This is a genomic window from Shewanella sp. SNU WT4 (genome assembly GCF_006494715.1).
Lineage (GTDB): Bacteria > Pseudomonadota > Gammaproteobacteria > Enterobacterales > Shewanellaceae > Shewanella.
This window is the reverse complement of record NZ_CP041151.1, coordinates 3,150,037-3,167,073: the sequence shown is the minus strand read 5'-3', so window position 1 is coordinate 3,167,073 and position 17,037 is coordinate 3,150,037. Positions and strand designations below refer to the sequence as shown.

At 44.6% G+C, this 17,037-nt stretch carries 16 protein-coding genes; all 16 read left to right on the top strand.

The genetic code is table 11. The features are described 5' to 3' along the window. The first annotated feature begins 18 nt into the window (after window positions 1-18). The gene (gene flhB / locus FJQ87_RS14225) at window positions 19-1,149 is read left to right on the top strand and encodes a flagellar biosynthesis protein FlhB (RefSeq protein WP_140933173.1); all 1,131 of its coding nucleotides are present in this window, start codon (window positions 19-21) and stop codon (window positions 1,147-1,149) included. 130 nt (window positions 1,150-1,279) lie between these two features. Beyond that, window positions 1,280-3,379 (top strand): flagellar biosynthesis protein FlhA, encoded by a 2,100-nt coding sequence (flhA, locus tag FJQ87_RS14220; protein WP_140933172.1) that lies wholly within the window; start codon window positions 1,280-1,282, stop codon window positions 3,377-3,379. 11 nt (window positions 3,380-3,390) lie between these two features. Beyond that, complete coding sequence (flhF, locus tag FJQ87_RS14215; protein WP_140933171.1) at window positions 3,391-4,905, top strand: flagellar biosynthesis protein FlhF; 1,515 nt, start codon at window positions 3,391-3,393, stop codon at window positions 4,903-4,905. A gap of 4 nt (window positions 4,906-4,909) precedes the next feature. Further along, on the top strand, window positions 4,910-5,791 hold the full coding sequence (locus FJQ87_RS14210) for a MinD/ParA family protein (RefSeq protein WP_140933170.1): 882 nt from the start codon (window positions 4,910-4,912) through the stop codon (window positions 5,789-5,791). Further along, the gene (locus FJQ87_RS14205; RefSeq protein WP_140933169.1) at window positions 5,784-6,503 is read left to right on the top strand and encodes an RNA polymerase sigma factor FliA; all 720 of its coding nucleotides are present in this window, start codon (window positions 5,784-5,786) and stop codon (window positions 6,501-6,503) included. Before FJQ87_RS14210 ends, FJQ87_RS14205 begins: the two co-directional genes overlap by 8 nt. Window positions 6,504-6,537: 34 nt before the next feature. Continuing rightward, window positions 6,538-6,921, top strand: coding sequence for a chemotaxis response regulator CheY (gene cheY, locus FJQ87_RS14200; RefSeq protein ID WP_140933168.1), 384 nt, complete (start codon window positions 6,538-6,540; stop codon window positions 6,919-6,921). A 14-nt stretch (window positions 6,922-6,935) separates the two neighbouring features. Next, complete coding sequence (locus FJQ87_RS14195) at window positions 6,936-7,673, top strand: protein phosphatase CheZ (protein ID WP_140933167.1); 738 nt, start codon at window positions 6,936-6,938, stop codon at window positions 7,671-7,673. A gap of 15 nt (window positions 7,674-7,688) precedes the next feature. Further along, window positions 7,689-9,848, top strand: coding sequence for a chemotaxis protein CheA (locus tag FJQ87_RS14190; protein WP_140933166.1), 2,160 nt, complete (start codon window positions 7,689-7,691; stop codon window positions 9,846-9,848). 23 nt (window positions 9,849-9,871) lie between these two features. Continuing rightward, on the top strand, window positions 9,872-11,080 hold the full coding sequence (locus FJQ87_RS14185; protein WP_140933165.1) for a chemotaxis response regulator protein-glutamate methylesterase: 1,209 nt from the start codon (window positions 9,872-9,874) through the stop codon (window positions 11,078-11,080). A gap of 34 nt (window positions 11,081-11,114) precedes the next feature. After that, window positions 11,115-11,630: a hypothetical protein gene (locus FJQ87_RS14180; RefSeq protein ID WP_140933164.1), complete on the top strand. Its 516-nt coding sequence runs from the start codon at window positions 11,115-11,117 to the stop codon at window positions 11,628-11,630. Window positions 11,631-11,652: 22 nt separating this feature from the next. Next, window positions 11,653-12,444 (top strand): ParA family protein, encoded by a 792-nt coding sequence (locus FJQ87_RS14175; RefSeq protein WP_140933163.1) that lies wholly within the window; start codon window positions 11,653-11,655, stop codon window positions 12,442-12,444. Further along, a complete protein-coding gene (locus tag FJQ87_RS14170) occupies window positions 12,428-13,438 on the top strand; it encodes a chemotaxis protein CheW (protein ID WP_140933162.1) in 1,011 nt (336 codons plus the stop codon). Before FJQ87_RS14175 ends, FJQ87_RS14170 begins: the two co-directional genes overlap by 17 nt. Window positions 13,439-13,445: 7 nt before the next feature. Then, a complete protein-coding gene (locus tag FJQ87_RS14165) occupies window positions 13,446-13,937 on the top strand; it encodes a chemotaxis protein CheW (RefSeq protein ID WP_140933161.1) in 492 nt (163 codons plus the stop codon). A gap of 314 nt (window positions 13,938-14,251) precedes the next feature. Next, complete coding sequence (locus FJQ87_RS14160; protein WP_240778929.1) at window positions 14,252-14,626, top strand: DUF2802 domain-containing protein; 375 nt, start codon at window positions 14,252-14,254, stop codon at window positions 14,624-14,626. Between the two features lie 277 nt (window positions 14,627-14,903). After that, complete coding sequence (locus FJQ87_RS14155; protein WP_240778927.1) at window positions 14,904-15,674, top strand: VacJ family lipoprotein; 771 nt, start codon at window positions 14,904-14,906, stop codon at window positions 15,672-15,674. Between the two features lie 244 nt (window positions 15,675-15,918). Further along, window positions 15,919-17,019 (top strand): response regulator, encoded by a 1,101-nt coding sequence (locus FJQ87_RS14150; protein ID WP_140934136.1) that lies wholly within the window; start codon window positions 15,919-15,921, stop codon window positions 17,017-17,019. Window positions 17,020-17,037 lie beyond the last annotated feature (18 nt).

Sequence of the window (17,037 nt, the reverse complement as noted above, 5' to 3'; positions counted from 1 at the left end):
GTCAGTGGAGCAGGGATAATGTCTGAAGACAGCGGTCAAGAAAAAACCGAACAACCCACATCGAGGCGCCTAGAGCAGGCGCGCGAAAAAGGGCAAATTGCCCGCTCTAAAGAATTAGGTACTGCGGCGGTATTATTGGCCTCGGCCATAGGGCTTATCGTGACTGGGCCTGCCATTGCCCAAGGGCTTGCCAATGTTATGGCGGCCACCTTTGGTCGCACCCGCGCCCAAATATTTGATGCTAATGCCATGTTTAATATTTGGAAAGTGGTGGTATCAGAACTCGCTTGGCCAGTGGCAAGTTTTATTTTGATGCTGACTGTGGTTGCCATCATTGGCAATATTTTACTTGGCGGCTTTAATTTCTCGACCCAAGCCATGATGCCTAAGGCCAGTAAGATGAGCCCTATGGCTGGCTTTAAGCGAATGTTTGGAGTGCAAGCTTTAGTTGAACTGGGTAAGGGATTAGCTAAATTCGCTGTGGTGGTCGCCATGGTGTATTTGCTATTAAAATTTTACTACGGCGATATTTTACAGCTGTCACGGGGTCATTTACCCAGCAATATGCGTGATGCCATGGATTTACTGGCGTGGATGTTTTTACTACTGTGTAGCTCATTGATCCTTATCGCCGCCATCGATGTCCCCTTTCAGATGTGGCACCATAACAAGCAGCTTAAAATGACGCTGCAAGAGATTAAAGATGAATACAAGGACACTGAAGGTAAGCCAGAAGTAAAAGGCAAAATTCGGCAAATGCAGCGCGAGATTTCCCAGCGCCGTATGATGGCAAAAATCCCTGAGGCGGATGTGATTATGGTGAACCCAGAGCACTACGCTGTGGCGCTTAAATACGATGTCAAACAGGCGGCCGTGCCTTTTGTGGTGGCCAAAGGCAGTGATGAGATTGCCTTTAAAATTCGAGAAATTGCTAGGGCTTACAATATTCCTATCGTGTCAGCGCCGCCGCTCACTCGCGCTATTTATTACAGCACTAAGCTTGATCAACAAATCCCCGATGGCTTGTTTACCGCCGTGGCGCAGGTGCTCGCCTATATTTATCAGTTAAAGCAATTCCAGCAAGGTAAAGGTCGCAAACCCACGCCCATTCCCGCCAATCAACCTATCCCTGATGAGCTTAAGCATTAAGCAGTCAATAGCCCGTTTAAGCTTGTAAACGGGCTATTGGCGACTCCAACAAATGACTAAACACACTTGGCGTAATCCTTGCTGAGTGAGATGACTCTCGCTCGCAGCGTCAAAGTTCAGGCAGCTTGTTATGGATATGAAAGCCACGTTTGGTCAAATAAAGCAAATTAAGCCAGCCCATATGCGCGGCATTGGCACGCCGGCGCTGGTGTTAGCCGCGCTGGCGATGATAGTGCTACCCATGCCGCCGCTGCTATTAGATATCTTGTTTTCCTTTAATATTTCGCTCGCATTAGTCGTGCTACTGGTGGCGATTTACACCAATCGGCCGTTAGATTTTGCCGCTTTCCCAACGGTATTGTTAGTTGCCACCTTATTAAGACTGGCGCTTAACGTAGCATCCACCCGTGTGGTGTTACTTGAAGGCCATAATGGCCCTGCAGCTGCCGGTAAAGTGATTGAGGCCTTTGGTACTGTGGTCATAGGCGGTAATTATGCCGTGGGCTTAGTGGTGTTTTTAATCTTAATCATAATCAACTTCTCGGTCGTAACCAAAGGTGCGGGCCGCATCTCAGAAGTAAGTGCTCGCTTCACCTTGGACGCTATGCCTGGCAAGCAAATGGCCATTGATGCAGATTTAAATGCGGGCTTAATTACTCAAGAGCAAGCCCGGACTAGGCGTCAAGAAGTGACTCGTGAAGCCGACTTTTACGGCGCTATGGACGGCGCGTCAAAATTCACCAAAGGAGATGCCATTGCCGGCATTATTATTTTGTTTATCAACATAATAGGCGGCTTTATTATCGGCATGATGCAGCACGGCTTAAGTTTTGGTGAAGCGGCTGAAATCTACACTTTACTAACCATAGGTGATGGCTTAGTCGCGCAAATTCCCGGGTTATTATTATCCATTGCTGCCGCCTTAATGGTGACTCGCCAAAATGAAGCGGGTGACATGGGGCAGATGATGATTGGCCAAATGTTTGACAACCCAAAGGCGCTCGCCATTGCCTCGGCTGTGATGTTTATCATGGGCATAGTGCCTGGTATGCCGCATTTAGCGTTCATCAGTTTTGCAGGGTTAACCGGTGGTATAGCTTGGCTGCTTTATCGTAAGCAGGCGCGAGCTAAAGCGTTAGCGGCAGAAGCGGCGCTGACTGGCCCAGTTGAGAGCGAAAATAAAGGGCCTAAAGAGCTGAGTTGGGATGATGTGCATCATGTTGACACTATTGGGCTTGAGGTTGGCTATCGACTCATCCCATTAGTGGATAAAGGCCAAGGCGGCGAATTGCTTGGGCGCATTAAAGGCGTGCGTAAAAAACTGTCACAAGAATTGGGTTTCTTAATTCCTGCGGTGCATATTCGCGATAATCTTGATTTATCACCCAATTCTTACCGTATTGCCTTAATGGGCGTCACTGTGGGTGAGGCGGAGATTCGCCATGATTGCGAGCTTGCCATCAATCCTGGCCAAGTGTATGGCAAGTTAGATGGCACGCCGACTCGCGATCCCGCCTTTGGATTAGAAGCGGTATGGATTAACCCCTCACAGCGCGAGCAAGCCCAAACCTTAGGTTACACAGTCGTAGATGCTGCCACGGTAGTGGCCACTCACTTAAGTCAGTTATTGCATAATAACTCGTTTAAATTATTGGGTTACGAGGAAGTGCAGCAACTGCTGGATATGCTGGCCAAGCTGTCACCTAAGCTGGTGGATGGCTTAGTGCCAGATGTCATGTCTTTAGGCTCAGTAGTTAAAGTGATGCAGAATTTACTGAATGATGGCGTCTCTATTCGCGACTTAAAGACCATAGTGCAAACCTTACTTGAGTATGGCACTAAGAGTAATGATACCGAGGTACTGACAGCTGCTGTGCGTATCGCCTTGAAACGCATGATAGTTCAGGAAATCTCCGGCCCAGAATTAGAAATTCCCGTCATAACCTTGGCGCCAGAGTTGGAACAGATGTTGCATCAGTCAATGCAAGCGTCTGGCGGTGAAGGTCCTAACATTGAGCCTGGACTGGCAGAACGGATGCAGCAGTCATTGGCCGATGCGGCGCAACGACAAGAGATGGTAGGGCAACCTGCAGTGTTATTAACCTCGGGCATGCTTAGGTCGACCTTATCTAGGTTTACTAAGTACACAATTCCTAATTTGCGGGTGATTTCGTATCAAGAAGTCCCCGATGAGAAACAAATTAGGATAGTCGCCGCTGTCGGTCACTAGAGGACATTTAATTGAAAATTAAACGATTTTTTGCAAAAGATATGCGCAGTGCCCTAGCTCAAGTGAAAGATACTTTAGGCTCAGATGCTGTGATCATGTCTAACAAGAAAGTCCCTGGCGGCATAGAGATAGTGGCAGCTGTGGATTACGACGAACCTAAAGCGAATATCGCAAGCTCGGCGCCGCAGTCATTGGCTAAGACCTTGTTTGCCAATGCGAATACTGTTGCAAATGCGCAGGCTCCAGCGCGCGCACTTAGCGATGATACTGTATCTCTTGGCACGCAAGCTAATGCACAAAGCGCCCAAGCAAGCATACGCGCCAGAAATCAGTCAGCCACAGTGGCAGCGCCAAAACCTCTGCTGCGTCAACCGTTAGCGCCTGAGCAGCAAGCGCAAGTGAGTGATGGCGATAGCCTGCAGGCATTACTGGCAAAGCAGCATGCAAAATTGCAGCAAGTTAATCAAGAAGCGGCGCCTGAGTTACCCGCGTGGGCGCGCGGATTAGAGCAAGCGGCAAAATCTAATGTCGCCGCTAGTTTAAGCGCGCATTCAAATACAGCATCAAACTCACGCACTAAACGCAGAGCCGATAATCATGAGGCCACCGACATAGTGGCCATGCGTGAAGAATTAAGCTCATTGCGACATTTATTGACGCATCAGTTGTCATCGTTACTGACGGATAAAAAACAGCGTCAAGATCCCGTGGGCGCCATGCTTGAGCAAAATTTGTTAGAAGCGGAATTTTCGCCCGTCCTTGCTGCTAAATTAGCCAGTTTAACTCAGCATTATTCTCCAGCTGAGCTTGTGCATGCATTGCCACAAAGTTTAGCCAATATGTTAAATAATCAGGGTGATGATATAGTTCATCGCGGCGGTATAGTGGCTTTTGTGGGGCCAACTGGGGTTGGTAAAACCACCACCTTAGCCAAATTGGCCGCGCGTTTTGCTGCCAAGCATGGCAGTGATAGCGTGGGCTTAATTACTATGGATCATTATCGCATTGGCGCCTTTGAACAATTAGCCACCTATGGCAAGATTATGGGGTGCCCTGTGAAGCAAGCTCATGATATTAATGAGTTAGAGCAAATACTATATCAATTTAAAAATCGAAAATTAGTGTTAATTGATACGGCGGGTATGGGGCAAAGGGACATGCGACTCTATCAACAATTGGATACGTTAGCCGCCAATAATCGCCTCCCAATCCGCAGTTATTTAGTGTTATCAGCCACTTCTCAGCGTAAAGTAATGGAAGAAGCCGTACGTCATTTTCAGCGCATTCCATTGGCTGGCGCTGTGTTAACTAAAATGGATGAATCTGTTTCCATCGCAGCAGCATTGTGCACCTTAATTGCCAATAGCTTACCATTAAGTTATGTCACTGACGGTCAAAGAGTACCCGAAGATATGCAGGTAGCCGACACCTATGCCCTCGCTAAGCAGGCCTTAGTTGGACTCAATGTGTCAGCACAAGAATTACAAGAAACCTGGTCAGATTCTATGGCCTATGCATTTGAGTAAAGTTATGACTCCTGATCAAGCAAGCGGTTTACGCAAAATGAATCAACCTATGAATGAGAAAGTTAAAGTTATTGCGGTCACAGGCGGTAAAGGCGGTGTGGGTAAAACCAGTGTCTCAATCAATACTGCGGTGGCTATGGCTGAAAAAGGCAAGCGGGTGCTGGTGCTTGATGCCGACTTAGGATTAGCTAACGTCGACGTTATGCTCGGTATTCGCGCTGAACGTAATTTATCCCATGTGTTATCCGGTGAAGCCGAGCTTGACGATATTATTGTTCGCGGTCCTAAAGGCATAGGCATAGTGCCGGCAACCTCTGGCACTCAAGGCATGGTGGAGCTCACTCCTGCCCAGCACGCCGGGCTAATTCGCGCCTTTAGTGAAATGCGCACTCAGTTTGATGTGCTAGTGGTTGATACTGCCGCCGGTATTTCTGACATGGTGTTAAGTTTTTCCCGCGCTGCACAAGATGTCGTCGTGGTAGTGTGTGATGAACCCACGTCAATCACGGATGCTTATGCTTTAATTAAAATTTTAAGCCGTGAGCACGGAGTGTTCCACTTTAAAATTGTGGCCAATATGGTCAGAACTTTACGTGAAGGAATGGAGTTGTTTGCTAAGCTTAGTCGTGTCACGGATAGATTTTTGGATGTCGCCTTGGAGTTAGTCGCGACCATACCTTTCGATGAAAATCTACGTAAGTCCGTCCGCAAACAGAAATTGGTTGTGGAAGCTTATCCTAAATCTCCTGCGGCAATTGCGTATCAAGGCTTGGCAAACAAGGTCATCAGTTGGCCGGTGCCGACTCAGCCTGGTGGGCATCTTGAGTTTTTTGTTGAACGATTAGTGCAGCGACCAAATTATCAAGAGGATAGGGCGAGTGAATAAAGCAGCCGCATATTCCGGCAACCATGATAAGACCAGCATAGTTGAACAATATGCGCCGTTAGTGAAACGCATCGCCCACCATTTGTTGGCGCGTTTACCTCCATCTGTTCAATTAGATGATTTATTACAAGCCGGAATGATGGGGTTGCTGGAAGCATCGTCAAATTTTGATAGTAGCAAGGGCGCGAAATTTGAAACCTTTGCCGGCATCCGCATTCGCGGTGCCATGTTGGATGAAATTCGCCGTGGCGACTGGGTTCCACGCTCAGTGCATCGCAATAATCGTCTAGTTGCCCAAGCCATTGAAACACTAGAACAAGCCTTAGGTCGAGATCCTTCTGATATAGAAATTGCCGATAAACTTGCTATGCCGCTAGATGAGTACCATCATATTCTTAACGATGTTTCTACAGGAAAAATCATAGGGATAGAAGATCTAGGCGGAACGACTGATTTTTTCGCTCCGGATGCTAGTGTCGATGACGGTACGTTTGAGTCTTTAGCGCAATCACAATTTCAAAGCGCTCTAGTTCATGCCATTACGTTGTTACCCGAAAAAGATGCTTTAGTTTTATCGCTTTATTACGATGAAGAACTGAATTTAAAAGAAATAGGAGCCATACTTGAGGTGAGTGAGTCACGAGTTAGCCAGATCCACAGTCAGGCAATGCTTAGGTTAAAAGCCAAACTCAAACAATGGACACAATTATAAATACTGACGGAGCAGTAGCTCACCGGAGGAAGCCTTGGACAAGAACATGAAAATTCTTATCGTGGATGACTTTTCGACCATGAGACGGATCATTAAAAACTTGTTGCGTGATCTAGGATTTAATAACACACAGGAAGCCGATGACGGTTCAACCGCGCTGCCTATGTTGCAAAAAGGGGACTTTGACTTTGTGGTCACAGATTGGAACATGCCGGGAATGCAAGGTATTGATTTATTAAAGGCGATGCGTGCTGATGATAAATTAAAAACCATTCCGGTATTAATGGTGACCGCAGAAGCTAAGCGAGAACAGATTATTGCAGCGGCGCAAGCCGGGGTAAATGGCTATGTGGTTAAGCCTTTTACCGCCGCTACCCTCAAAGAAAAACTGGATAAAATCTTCGAACGTCTCGGTTAAGCAAAGGATATGCTATGCAGGATGCAACCACCGGGCTAATCAACCTTGAGCAGGCCCACCAACTTGTGGCAATGCTTAGTGATGGTCAACAACAATTGGCTGATGATTTTATTCGGGAACTAGCTCAACCTCTGCAAAAAGAATTATTTGATGAAGTGGGGAAGCTCACCCGTCAGTTGCACAATTCTCTAGCCGATTTTCAACTCGACAGTCGTTTAACTGCTTTGGCACATACAGATATTCCCGATGCCAAAGAGCGCTTAAATTATGTCATTCAAATGACAGAACAAGCAGCTAACAAGACTATGGATGCCGTTGAAATAGCCTTACCAGTTGCCGACACACTATTGACGAGTCTTGCGAGCGTTAAGCCTGCTTGGGAAAGGCTGATGCGCCGAGATATTGATTTGGCCGAATTTAAAAGTTTGTGTCATGACGTTCAACATTTTATGCAGCACACGGAAGAAAATACTTTACGCTTAAAAGAGTTATTGAATCAGGTATTGATGGCTCAGGATTTCCAAGACTTAACTGGGCAAATGATCCGCCGAGTCATAGATCTCGTTCGTGAAGTAGAAAACAACTTAGTTTCGATGTTAACCGTGTTTGGTGACCTACCAGAAACAAGGGATAAATCATCGCAACTATCAGGGATTGAAGCCGAAGGCCCAATAATGAATGCAGATGTTCGTCAAGACGCGGTTGCAGGTCAAGACGAAGTGGATGATTTGCTTTCAAGTTTAGGTTTTTGATAAGGAGTTAAGTCAATGTCTTTTGATGTGGATGAAGAGATCCTTCAGGATTTTCTAATTGAAGCGGGCGAGATTCTAGAGCTACTGCAAGAACAGCTAGTAGAACTTGAAAATAACCCTGACGACACGGATTTGTTGAATGCTATTTTTCGCGGATTCCACACGGTAAAAGGTGGCGCTGGCTTTTTAAGTTTAAATCCCATGGTGCAAGTTTGTCACCAAGCCGAAAATACCTTTGACTTATTGCGTAATGGCAAACGTAAAGTGACGTCAGAATTAATGGATATCATTTTGCAATCCGTTGATAGCATTAATCATATGTTCTCTCAAACTCAAGCAGGCCAAGAACAAGAGTCAGCTTCAGCTGAATTACTTGGCGCGTTAACCCGTCTTGCTAATGGTGAAGTCTTAGCGGGCGAAGAGGGGAGTCCAAGCCACAGCGCTAGCCATGCTACCGTAGAGGTTATTGACGAACCTGCTCCGCCAGAAGCGGCACCAACGTCGATTCGCGGTGATGGCACCATTGATGATATCAATGATGGTGAATTTGAAAGCATGTTAAATGCGCTGCATGGCGGTGAGGCTAACGTCAATACCAATGAGGTCAATACGCCAAGCGCTGCGCCTATTTTCGACGGTTTTGGTTTTGATGATGAACCAAGTACTAGTAGCAATGATGACATCACAGATGATGAGTTTGAAGCATTGCTTGATAAGCTGCATAGCAACGAAAAACCGGCCGAAGTTAAGGCTATGGTTGAAACCGATGAAATTACTGATAGTGAATTCGAGCGTTTACTGGATGAATTGCACGGTAGTCATGGCGCGCCGAAAGCGATTGAACCTGCGCCAACTGCCGCTAAAGCGGTTGCTGCAACGCCAGCTCCAGCAAAAGCGACTTCATCTCCAACACCAACATCTTCTATAGTACCTCCTGCGGCTAAAGCGCCTGCAGTCGTCCCTAAGGAAGCGCCAGCCACTGCCGCAAAATCTGCGCCACAAGCTGATACTACCCTAAGGGTCGATACCGCCAGACTCGATGAAATTATGAATATGGTCGGCGAGTTAGTGCTAGTGCGCAATCGCTTGGTAAGCCTTGGCGTGACCCGTGAAGATGAGGAAATGTCAAAGGCCTTAGCCAATCTTGATTTAGTCACTGGAGATTTGCAGGGCGCGGTTATGAAAACCCGCATGCAGCCGATTAAAAAGGTGTTTGGACGTTTCCCGCGGGTTGTACGCGATTTAGCGCGCACTTTAAATAAAGAAATCGATTTAGTCATGGTGGGGGAAGAAACTGACTTAGATAAAAACTTGGTTGAAGCGCTAGCAGACCCGTTAGTGCACTTAGTCAGAAACTCAGTGGATCACGGCATTGAGATGCCAGATGTACGGGTTGCCAATGGCAAACCTAAAACCGGCACAATTACGCTGTCAGCGAGCCAAGAAGGCGATCATATTCTACTTAAAATTGAAGATGATGGCGGCGGTATGGATCCCGCTAAGCTTAAAGAGATAGCCATTAAGCGCGGCGTTCTTGATGAAGACATGGCTGAACGCATGTCAGATAGAGAAGCTTACAATCTGATTTTTGCGCCAGGGTTCTCAACCAAAACCGAAATCTCTGACATTTCTGGCCGTGGTGTGGGTATGGACGTGGTTAAGACCCGTATTACCCAACTTAACGGTACAGTGAATGTGGATTCGACTAAGGGTGTTGGCACAGTTCTTGAGATTAAAGTTCCGTTAACCTTAGCTATCATGCCGACCTTAATGGTGGAAGTCGCGACGCAAGTGTTTGCTTTGCCACTGTCGAGCGTGAACGAAATTTTCCATCTCGATTTAACTAAGACTAATGTGGTCGATGGTCAAATTACTGTGGTAGTGCGTAATCAAGCTATCCCGTTATTTTATCTCGAAAGCTGGTTGAAACCGCGCACTAATTTTAAACATGGTGATAAGAAACATGGGCATGCCGTAATAGTGCAATTAGGAAATCGCTTAATTGGATTTGTGGTCGATGCTTTAATTGGCCAAGAAGAAGTGGTGATTAAACCTTTGGGTAAATTATTACAAGGAACCCCTGGTATGTCAGGGGCAACTATTACCTCAGATGGCGGCATTGCACTCATTCTTGATGTGCCAGGAATGTTGAAATATTACGCTAAGAAACAATAACTAAACGCCAAATAAGGATTTTAATGGCTATTAAAGTATTAGTTGTCGATGACTCTAGCTTCTTTCGTCGTCGGGTAAGCGAGATTGTCAATCAAGATCCTGATTTGGAAGTCATTGGTACTGCCAATAATGGCATGGAAGCCGTTAAATTGGCAAAAGAGTTAAAGCCTGATGTCATCACTATGGATGTGGAAATGCCGGTAATGAATGGCATTATGGCGGTGCGGGAAATTATGAGCTGTCAGCCTGTGCCCATTTTAATGTTCTCATCCCTAACTCATGATGGCGCAAAAGCAACCTTAGAGGCTTTAGATGCTGGGGCGCTTGATTTTTTACCCAAGTGTTTTGAAGATATTGCCACCAATAAAGATGAGGCAGTGCTGTTATTGCAGCAACGCATCAAGGCTATTAGCCGTCGCCGAGTGACGCGGGTAATATCCAGCAATCGTAGCGATAGTCCGGTAAAAACTGAGCCTTTAGGTGCTTTTCAGCAAGCAAAATCCAGTTATGAAGCAAGATCTAATAATGACGTCAGCGTTGGCAATGACAACAAGGCCAAACAGGGTGTCAAAGCGTGGGGAGTTAGTAGCGCAACTCATGCCAGTTTGGCTAAAGATACGCCGCCGCGGACCACCAAAATTAGAGGCTCAGGCAAGCAATATCGATTAGTGGCAATAGGGACGTCGACCGGAGGTCCAGTAGCGCTGCAAGAGGTATTAACCTCTTTACCTGCCAATTTTCCGCATCCGATTTTGTTAGTTCAACATATGCCAGCGGCCTTTACGCCAGCATTTGCAAGTCGTTTAAATAGCTTATGTAAGATTGAAGTCAAAGAAGCTGAAAATGGTGATGTGTTACGCGCGGGCTGCGCTTATTTGGCCCCTGGCGGCATGCAGATGTTACTTGAAAAAGACGGTAATCTTGGCCGCCTTAAAGTGTTACCCGGTCCCAGTGAATTGAATTATAAACCGAGTGTCGATATTACCTTTGCCTCGGTGGCAAAAATTATCGGCAGAGACACATTAGCGCTGATTTTAACCGGCATGGGTTCAGATGGCCGCGATGGTTCAAGGCTGATAAAAGAAGCCGGCGGCGAAATATGGGCGCAAGATGAGGCCAGTTGCGTGGTGTATGGCATGCCGCAAGCTGTTACTAACGCTGGATTAAGCAGTTATTCATTGCCGCTTGCTGATATCGGCGAGGCCATAATAAAAGAGACGGGTCGTGGCTAGCTCAAATACCAAGAGTTCAGATAAAAGCTTAACAATGTGGTCAGTAATATTAATTGAACTGGCCATAGTCCTGTTATTGCTGCTATTTAGTTGGCAGCAAAGGCAAATTCGGCAGCAATTAACCCAAGATGTACAGCGTTTGCAAGCAACGCAAACCTTAATCGTGGTAGGTAATGAGCAAGCGCAAGATTTTGCGACTTGGTTAAACAACAATCCAGAGCAAATTCAAACCTTATTGGCGGCCCAGGATGTTGACTCTGCAAGTGCTGAGCCCACGTTGGCCAAAAAGCCTGAAACAAAGTCTGAAGCCAATGTCGCCGTTAATTTAGTCGCTAGCCTAGATGCAAACTCAACAACTAACCATAGTGATGAGCAAACGTCAGCATCAAGTAAGCAAGCACTAACTATGCCTAAAGCGCCATTAAGGCAGACGATATTGGCGACTCCAGCAGCTCATTCGGTTGAATTGTCAGAAGATGAACATGGGGTTAAAGTGCTGTTGTTGCCTCATGGTGGCATTCGCGTTACCACACGACAAGATAATCAATAATAAAAAATTGTTGGGAGAAAATGTGAAAGTTTGGACCATAGCCAACCAAAAGGGCGGGGTGGGGAAAACCACGACTGTGGTAACTCTAGCGGGCTTGCTAAATCAGCGCCGACAAAAGGTGTTATTAATAGATACCGATCCGCATGCTTCACTGGGCTATTACCTCGGGATTGATTCTGAAGAGGTGCCAGGCTCCTTGTATGATCTTTTTATGGCCAATAAACCATTGACTCGTGAGCTTATTTGCCAGCAAATCGTGCCAACATTAATTAGTGGTATCGATTTATTACCTGCCACTATGGCCTTAGCGACACTTGATCGCGCACTTGGTCATCAAGAGGGTATGGGGTTAGTGTTAAGAGACCTTTGCCGTTTATGTCAGCATGATTATGACTATGTCTTGATTGATTGCTCGCCAGTGCTGGGTGTGCTGATGGTCAATGCATTAGCGGCTAGCGATCATATAATTATTCCAGTGCAAACCGAGTTTTTAGCCATCAAAGGACTTGAGCGGATGATTAAAACCATGAAAATCATGGGGCGCTCAAAATCCATCGACTATAGCTTTAGCATAGTGGCGACCATGTATGATAGACGCACTAAAGCAGCGCCTTTAGCACTGGAGACTTTAAGTCAGCATTATCATCAGCATCTGTGGTCAGATGTTATCCCTGTGGATACAAAATTTCGTGACGCAAGCTTAGCGCACTTACCAGCTTCTCATTACGCATCTACTTGCCGTGGGGTTGTAGCCTATGAGAGATTAGTTGAATACTTATTCGCTGGAAATTTACAACATGCCCAAGTCAGTTGATGAAACCGTCCTCGAGTATTTCAATGTATTGCTGGCGGAGCCCAAAGCGCCAAGCATAACCTCGGCTAAAGTGACTGAAATGCAAGGGTTAACGAATGTATCTGCCACTAAAGCGAGTGTGGGCAGTACTGCGCCAACTGCAAAAATTGATGATAGCTATGATGACTATGATGACTATGACGATTTTGATGATGTGGTCACTAAGCAGCTTACTAAAGCGCCTTACCAATGGATTAAATCGTCACTAGAAACTAAGTATCCCTTTGCACCTAAAAGCCGCGAGCAGATGTTAGATAAATCGGCACTGGAAAAGCTACTCGCGCCATTATTTCAGGCGAACACTATCGAGGCGGTCGCTCAATCCAGCCAAACCATTAATACTTTATTGGTAACAGATAAACAGGATATCGAACTTAATCCAATCAGCAGCGAGCCATTTGTTGAAACTCGATTAACTGAAAGCGCATTTATACAAACAGAATTAGCAACTCAAACTGGGATGTCGCCACCTAACAACATAAAAGATTTGGCAGAAGTACTCGAAAATGAATTTCAAGTACTATTCTTTAAAGTGGCTGGTCTGTTGTTAGCTGTGCCTTTAGTTAATTTAGGCGGTATAGTTAGATTAGAGCGAATGAATCATATTATTGGAAGGCCAAGTTGGTATTTAGGTGTGCAGCTTCATCGCAGTCGCCAAGTCAACGTAGTGAATACTTGCGCTTGGGTGATGCCAGAAAAATATGATAATAACTTAGCTCAAGGCATAAGGTATCAATATGTTGTATTATTAGAAAACAGTAACTGGGGAATAGCGTGCGAATCTTTAGTTAATGCAGTAAAAATTGATAAGTCACAAATTAATTGGCGCAATAAACCCGGCAAACGACCATGGTTAGCCGGTGTAATTAGGGAGCAAATGTGCGGCATTTTAAATGTGCCAGTATTAATACAAATGCTCGATGCCGGTTTAAGTTGTCAGGATCCGTTAGGCTGAGGTAATTATGTCAGAAACAAGTAGTGTAGCAGCCTTCGCTGCCAAGGATGATGCAGTTTTACAATGGGTTACATTTCATTTAGATAATGAGACCTATGGCATTAATGTTATGCAGGTTCAAGAGGTACTGCGTTACACAGATATAGCCCCTGTGCCCGGTGCTCCCCATTATGTACTTGGAATTATTAACCTGCGTGGCAATGTCGTGACTGTCATTGACACTCGTTCCCGTTTTGATTTACCTCCTTCAGCAGTTGATGACTCAACCCGCATTGTGATTATTGAGGCTGAAAAACAAGTGATAGGCATCTTGGTTGATAGTGTGGCTGAGGTTGTTTATTTACGCCGCAGTGAAATCGATAATGCCCCTAATGTAGGTACTGAGGAGAGTTCTAAATTTATTCAAGGTGTCAGTAATCGAGATAACGAATTATTGATTCTGGTAGATTTAGATAAGCTACTATCTGAAGATGAATGGAACGAAGTGCAAGAAATTTAATTCAGTGCTTACTCAGAGCGCCAACTAATGTGTGGCGCTTTTTATTTTTCTCCATTCTATTTTTATCAGTAATACCATTTGTTCATTACCTTAGCCTAACGCTTATTTCAATGATTAGCCATTAGCCATTAGCCATTAGCCATTAGCCATCCTAGTACTGGAAAAATCACTGTTTCAACAGTTGCAATCTTGGCGTACATTTTGCTGATTAGAAATAATCATTAAGTGTTGACGCCAAGCGCTTATTAAATTTTGTCTGAGCGAGTTATTGATAAGGGGTAATCATGGGGGAGTTACTGGTAATGGTAGCTGTAATGGCTAGTACTCTGGCATTTTTTTTCGTCATAGGGTTAGTTTGGTATGTCAAAAAACTCAGCCATAGAGTTGATGCGTTAGGCAAAATTATCAAGGCCAGCGACAAGCACAGGGAAGAGTTAAAGCGTGAGGTTATTGAATTGCGAAGTGGGACTATAGGCGTTGGCCGGCGGGTGATTGAGCTTGAAAATAATATTAGCCAGCAAGCCGCTAAACTAGAGGAAACCCAAGAGCATGATCCTAAAGCGCGCCTCTATTCTAGAGCCACTAAAATGGTGTCTTTAGGGGCGGATGTAAATGAGCTAATGATAGAGTGCGAGCTTCCCAGAGCCGAAGCTGAATTGTTATTAAGGCTACATAGACAAGATGTCTGATGATTTTGTCTAGTAAAATAATGATAAAAATAGTGTGGCTGCTGAAAATTAATCATTTAAAAATTCAAAGACATAAGTATGAAAGTTTGGTTATAAGGGGAATTTACATTTTATCTCTCTTTTGTGTTGCCAATGGCTAGCGTCTTGGTATCCTATCACGTCATAATTTTGGCACTGCTTAAACTAACTCGTAAAATTCACCTTATACTTAAGTTTAGCACTGCACTTTACGTCATTTTATTTATTCAGTATTGATGGTGAAACCGAAATGAAACGATTGACCTTAGGTTGGGTCTGGGTGTCGTTATCAACAAGCTTAAGTGTTGATGCTATTGCCAGTGAAACTCCAATCGTTGTGACTGAACCAGTTGCAACAGTAGTTTACAATGACCCAAGAGACCCATTTGAATCCTTCAACCGGGCGATGTGGCATTTTAACTATCAATATCTTGACTATTATTTGTATCGCCCGATTTCTCATGGCTATAAAGACTATGTGCCGTCACCGGTAAAAAGCGGTATCAATAATGTAGTTAATAATCTTGAAGAACCGGCGAGCTTAGTCAATAACACCCTCCAAGGTAAATTTGGCTGGGCTGCAAATGCCGGTGGCCGATTTGTGATTAACTCAACAATCGGTCTGCTGGGAATGGTGGATGTTGCTGGCATGATGGGAATGCCGCGTAAGCAGGATGATTTTAGTGAAGTGTTAGGTTTTTATGGCGTGCCTGATGGCCCCTATTTAATGGTGCCAGTGCTTGGCCCTTACACTACTCGGGAAATATCCTCTGATTGGGTGGATGATCTCTATTTTCCACTATCAGAACTGACATTTTTACAGTCAGCGCTTAAGTGGGGCTTTAAAAATCTTGATGCTCGAGCTCAAGCGATTGATCAAGAAAGATTAGTGGATAATGCGCTCGATCCCTATACCTTTGTAAAAGATGCCTTCTTCCAACATACTAACTATAAGGTGTATGATGGAAATGTTCCAAAAAATCAGGATGATGACAAACTTCTTGAAGAGTATTTGCAGGAGCTTGATTAATCAAGATCAGGCTTTTCACTTTATGTTTTAGTGGAAAGCATGATTGTGTTTTCTTTCACTTGGTCGCGCTCAATTTGTCATGAAGTTGATAATCCCAGTAAAGGAAATTTTGCAATATCTTGCTTGTCGCAACAAGAGCTAAGACGTCTAGATGTTAGTTTTAGTGTTGGCTCTTGTATATGCAAATGACGGCTTAGTCGATGAGCTGCTACTCTTAAGAAGCGATGAACTTAAGGGCTATGATATGTCGTTAAAAGATGTGACCGTGTTGCTTGTAGAAGACGATCCAGTATTTCGAAAACTGGTCTCGGGCTTTCTTAGCAATCGTGGAGCCGAGATTATTGAAGCTGAGGATGGCGCTTTAGGCTTACAAGCATTTGAACATCATAATGTTGATGTTGTGCTTGCCGATCTCAGCATGCCCAATATGGGAGGCCTTGAGATGCTCAAGGCTATACATAAAATTGATCCTGCAGTGTGTTCCATTGTTATTTCTGGTAATAATGTAATGGCCGATGTCATTGATGCGCTTCGAATAGGTGCTAATGATTATTTAGTTAAGCCTGTAGTTGATCTATTTATGATTGAAGCGGTTATTAAACAGTACTTACAGCCGTTTCATGGTACGAATGACATTGCTGAACTTAATCAGCTATCAATGTTGGAATTGTCAGAAAATCTCGCCTTATTAAAAAAAAACACCGCCGCTGCAATGCATGTACAACAACAACTATTTCCCGCCAGTGTCATTGAATATCCTAATGCTAGAGTGCAGTACAGCTTATTTAATGCCAGTGAGATTAGCTCGTATTTTATTGACTCAGCTATGGTCGATAATCGCTACGTGGTTATGTATATGGCGCATTTTTATCCTGAAGATAATCCCGCGGCATTTGCGAGTGTGTTGTTACGAAGTTTTATTAATTTCAAGTTGAAAGAATATCGCAATAACCTTAGCAAAATGGTCATCGAACCTGGTCAAATGTTGAAGTATTTAAATGAACGGCTATTAAAGTCGGGATTAGATATAGTGACGGATATGATTTATATCAGCTTAGATGTCGAAAGCTTTAGAGCGCAAATTTGCCAAGCTGGCTCTGGTTTACGTTGTTATTTAAGAAATCAAGATGGCTTGACTCCATTAGCACTAGCTGATTCCATGTCATTAGGCTTACTTGATTGGAGTAAGCCTAGTTCACAATTTCGCACCTTATTACCTCACGAAAAACTTTGCATTAGTAGTCTTTATCCCATACATCAACGTTTATTATTGGATGATGATTTTACTGGTTTACAAAGTAATGCCGATATTCCGGCTGGTGGTTTTATTCAAATTAGTTGTTAGATTTGGACCTGTCTCTTC

What these genes read in the sequence shown, in the direction of transcription:
- FJQ87_RS14195 (WP_140933167.1), top strand. Translation starts at nt 6,936, where the DNA reads ATGCAGGATGCAACCACCGGGCTAATCAACCTTGAGCAGGCCCACCAA.
- FJQ87_RS14170 (WP_140933162.1), top strand. Translation starts at nt 12,428, where the DNA reads ATGCCCAAGTCAGTTGATGAAACCGTCCTCGAGTATTTCAATGTATTG.
- FJQ87_RS14150 (WP_140934136.1), top strand. Translation starts at nt 15,919, where the DNA reads ATGTCGTTAAAAGATGTGACCGTGTTGCTTGTAGAAGACGATCCAGTA.
- FJQ87_RS14185 (WP_140933165.1), top strand. Translation starts at nt 9,872, where the DNA reads ATGGCTATTAAAGTATTAGTTGTCGATGACTCTAGCTTCTTTCGTCGT.
- FJQ87_RS14160 (WP_240778929.1), top strand. Translation starts at nt 14,252, where the DNA reads ATGGCTAGTACTCTGGCATTTTTTTTCGTCATAGGGTTAGTTTGGTAT.
- FJQ87_RS14210 (WP_140933170.1), top strand. Translation starts at nt 4,910, where the DNA reads ATGACTCCTGATCAAGCAAGCGGTTTACGCAAAATGAATCAACCTATG.
- flhB (WP_140933173.1), top strand. Translation starts at nt 19, where the DNA reads ATGTCTGAAGACAGCGGTCAAGAAAAAACCGAACAACCCACATCGAGG.
- FJQ87_RS14180 (WP_140933164.1), top strand. Translation starts at nt 11,115, where the DNA reads ATGTGGTCAGTAATATTAATTGAACTGGCCATAGTCCTGTTATTGCTG.
- flhA (WP_140933172.1), top strand. Translation starts at nt 1,280, where the DNA reads ATGGATATGAAAGCCACGTTTGGTCAAATAAAGCAAATTAAGCCAGCC.
- FJQ87_RS14190 (WP_140933166.1), top strand. Translation starts at nt 7,689, where the DNA reads ATGTCTTTTGATGTGGATGAAGAGATCCTTCAGGATTTTCTAATTGAA.
- FJQ87_RS14165 (WP_140933161.1), top strand. Translation starts at nt 13,446, where the DNA reads ATGTCAGAAACAAGTAGTGTAGCAGCCTTCGCTGCCAAGGATGATGCA.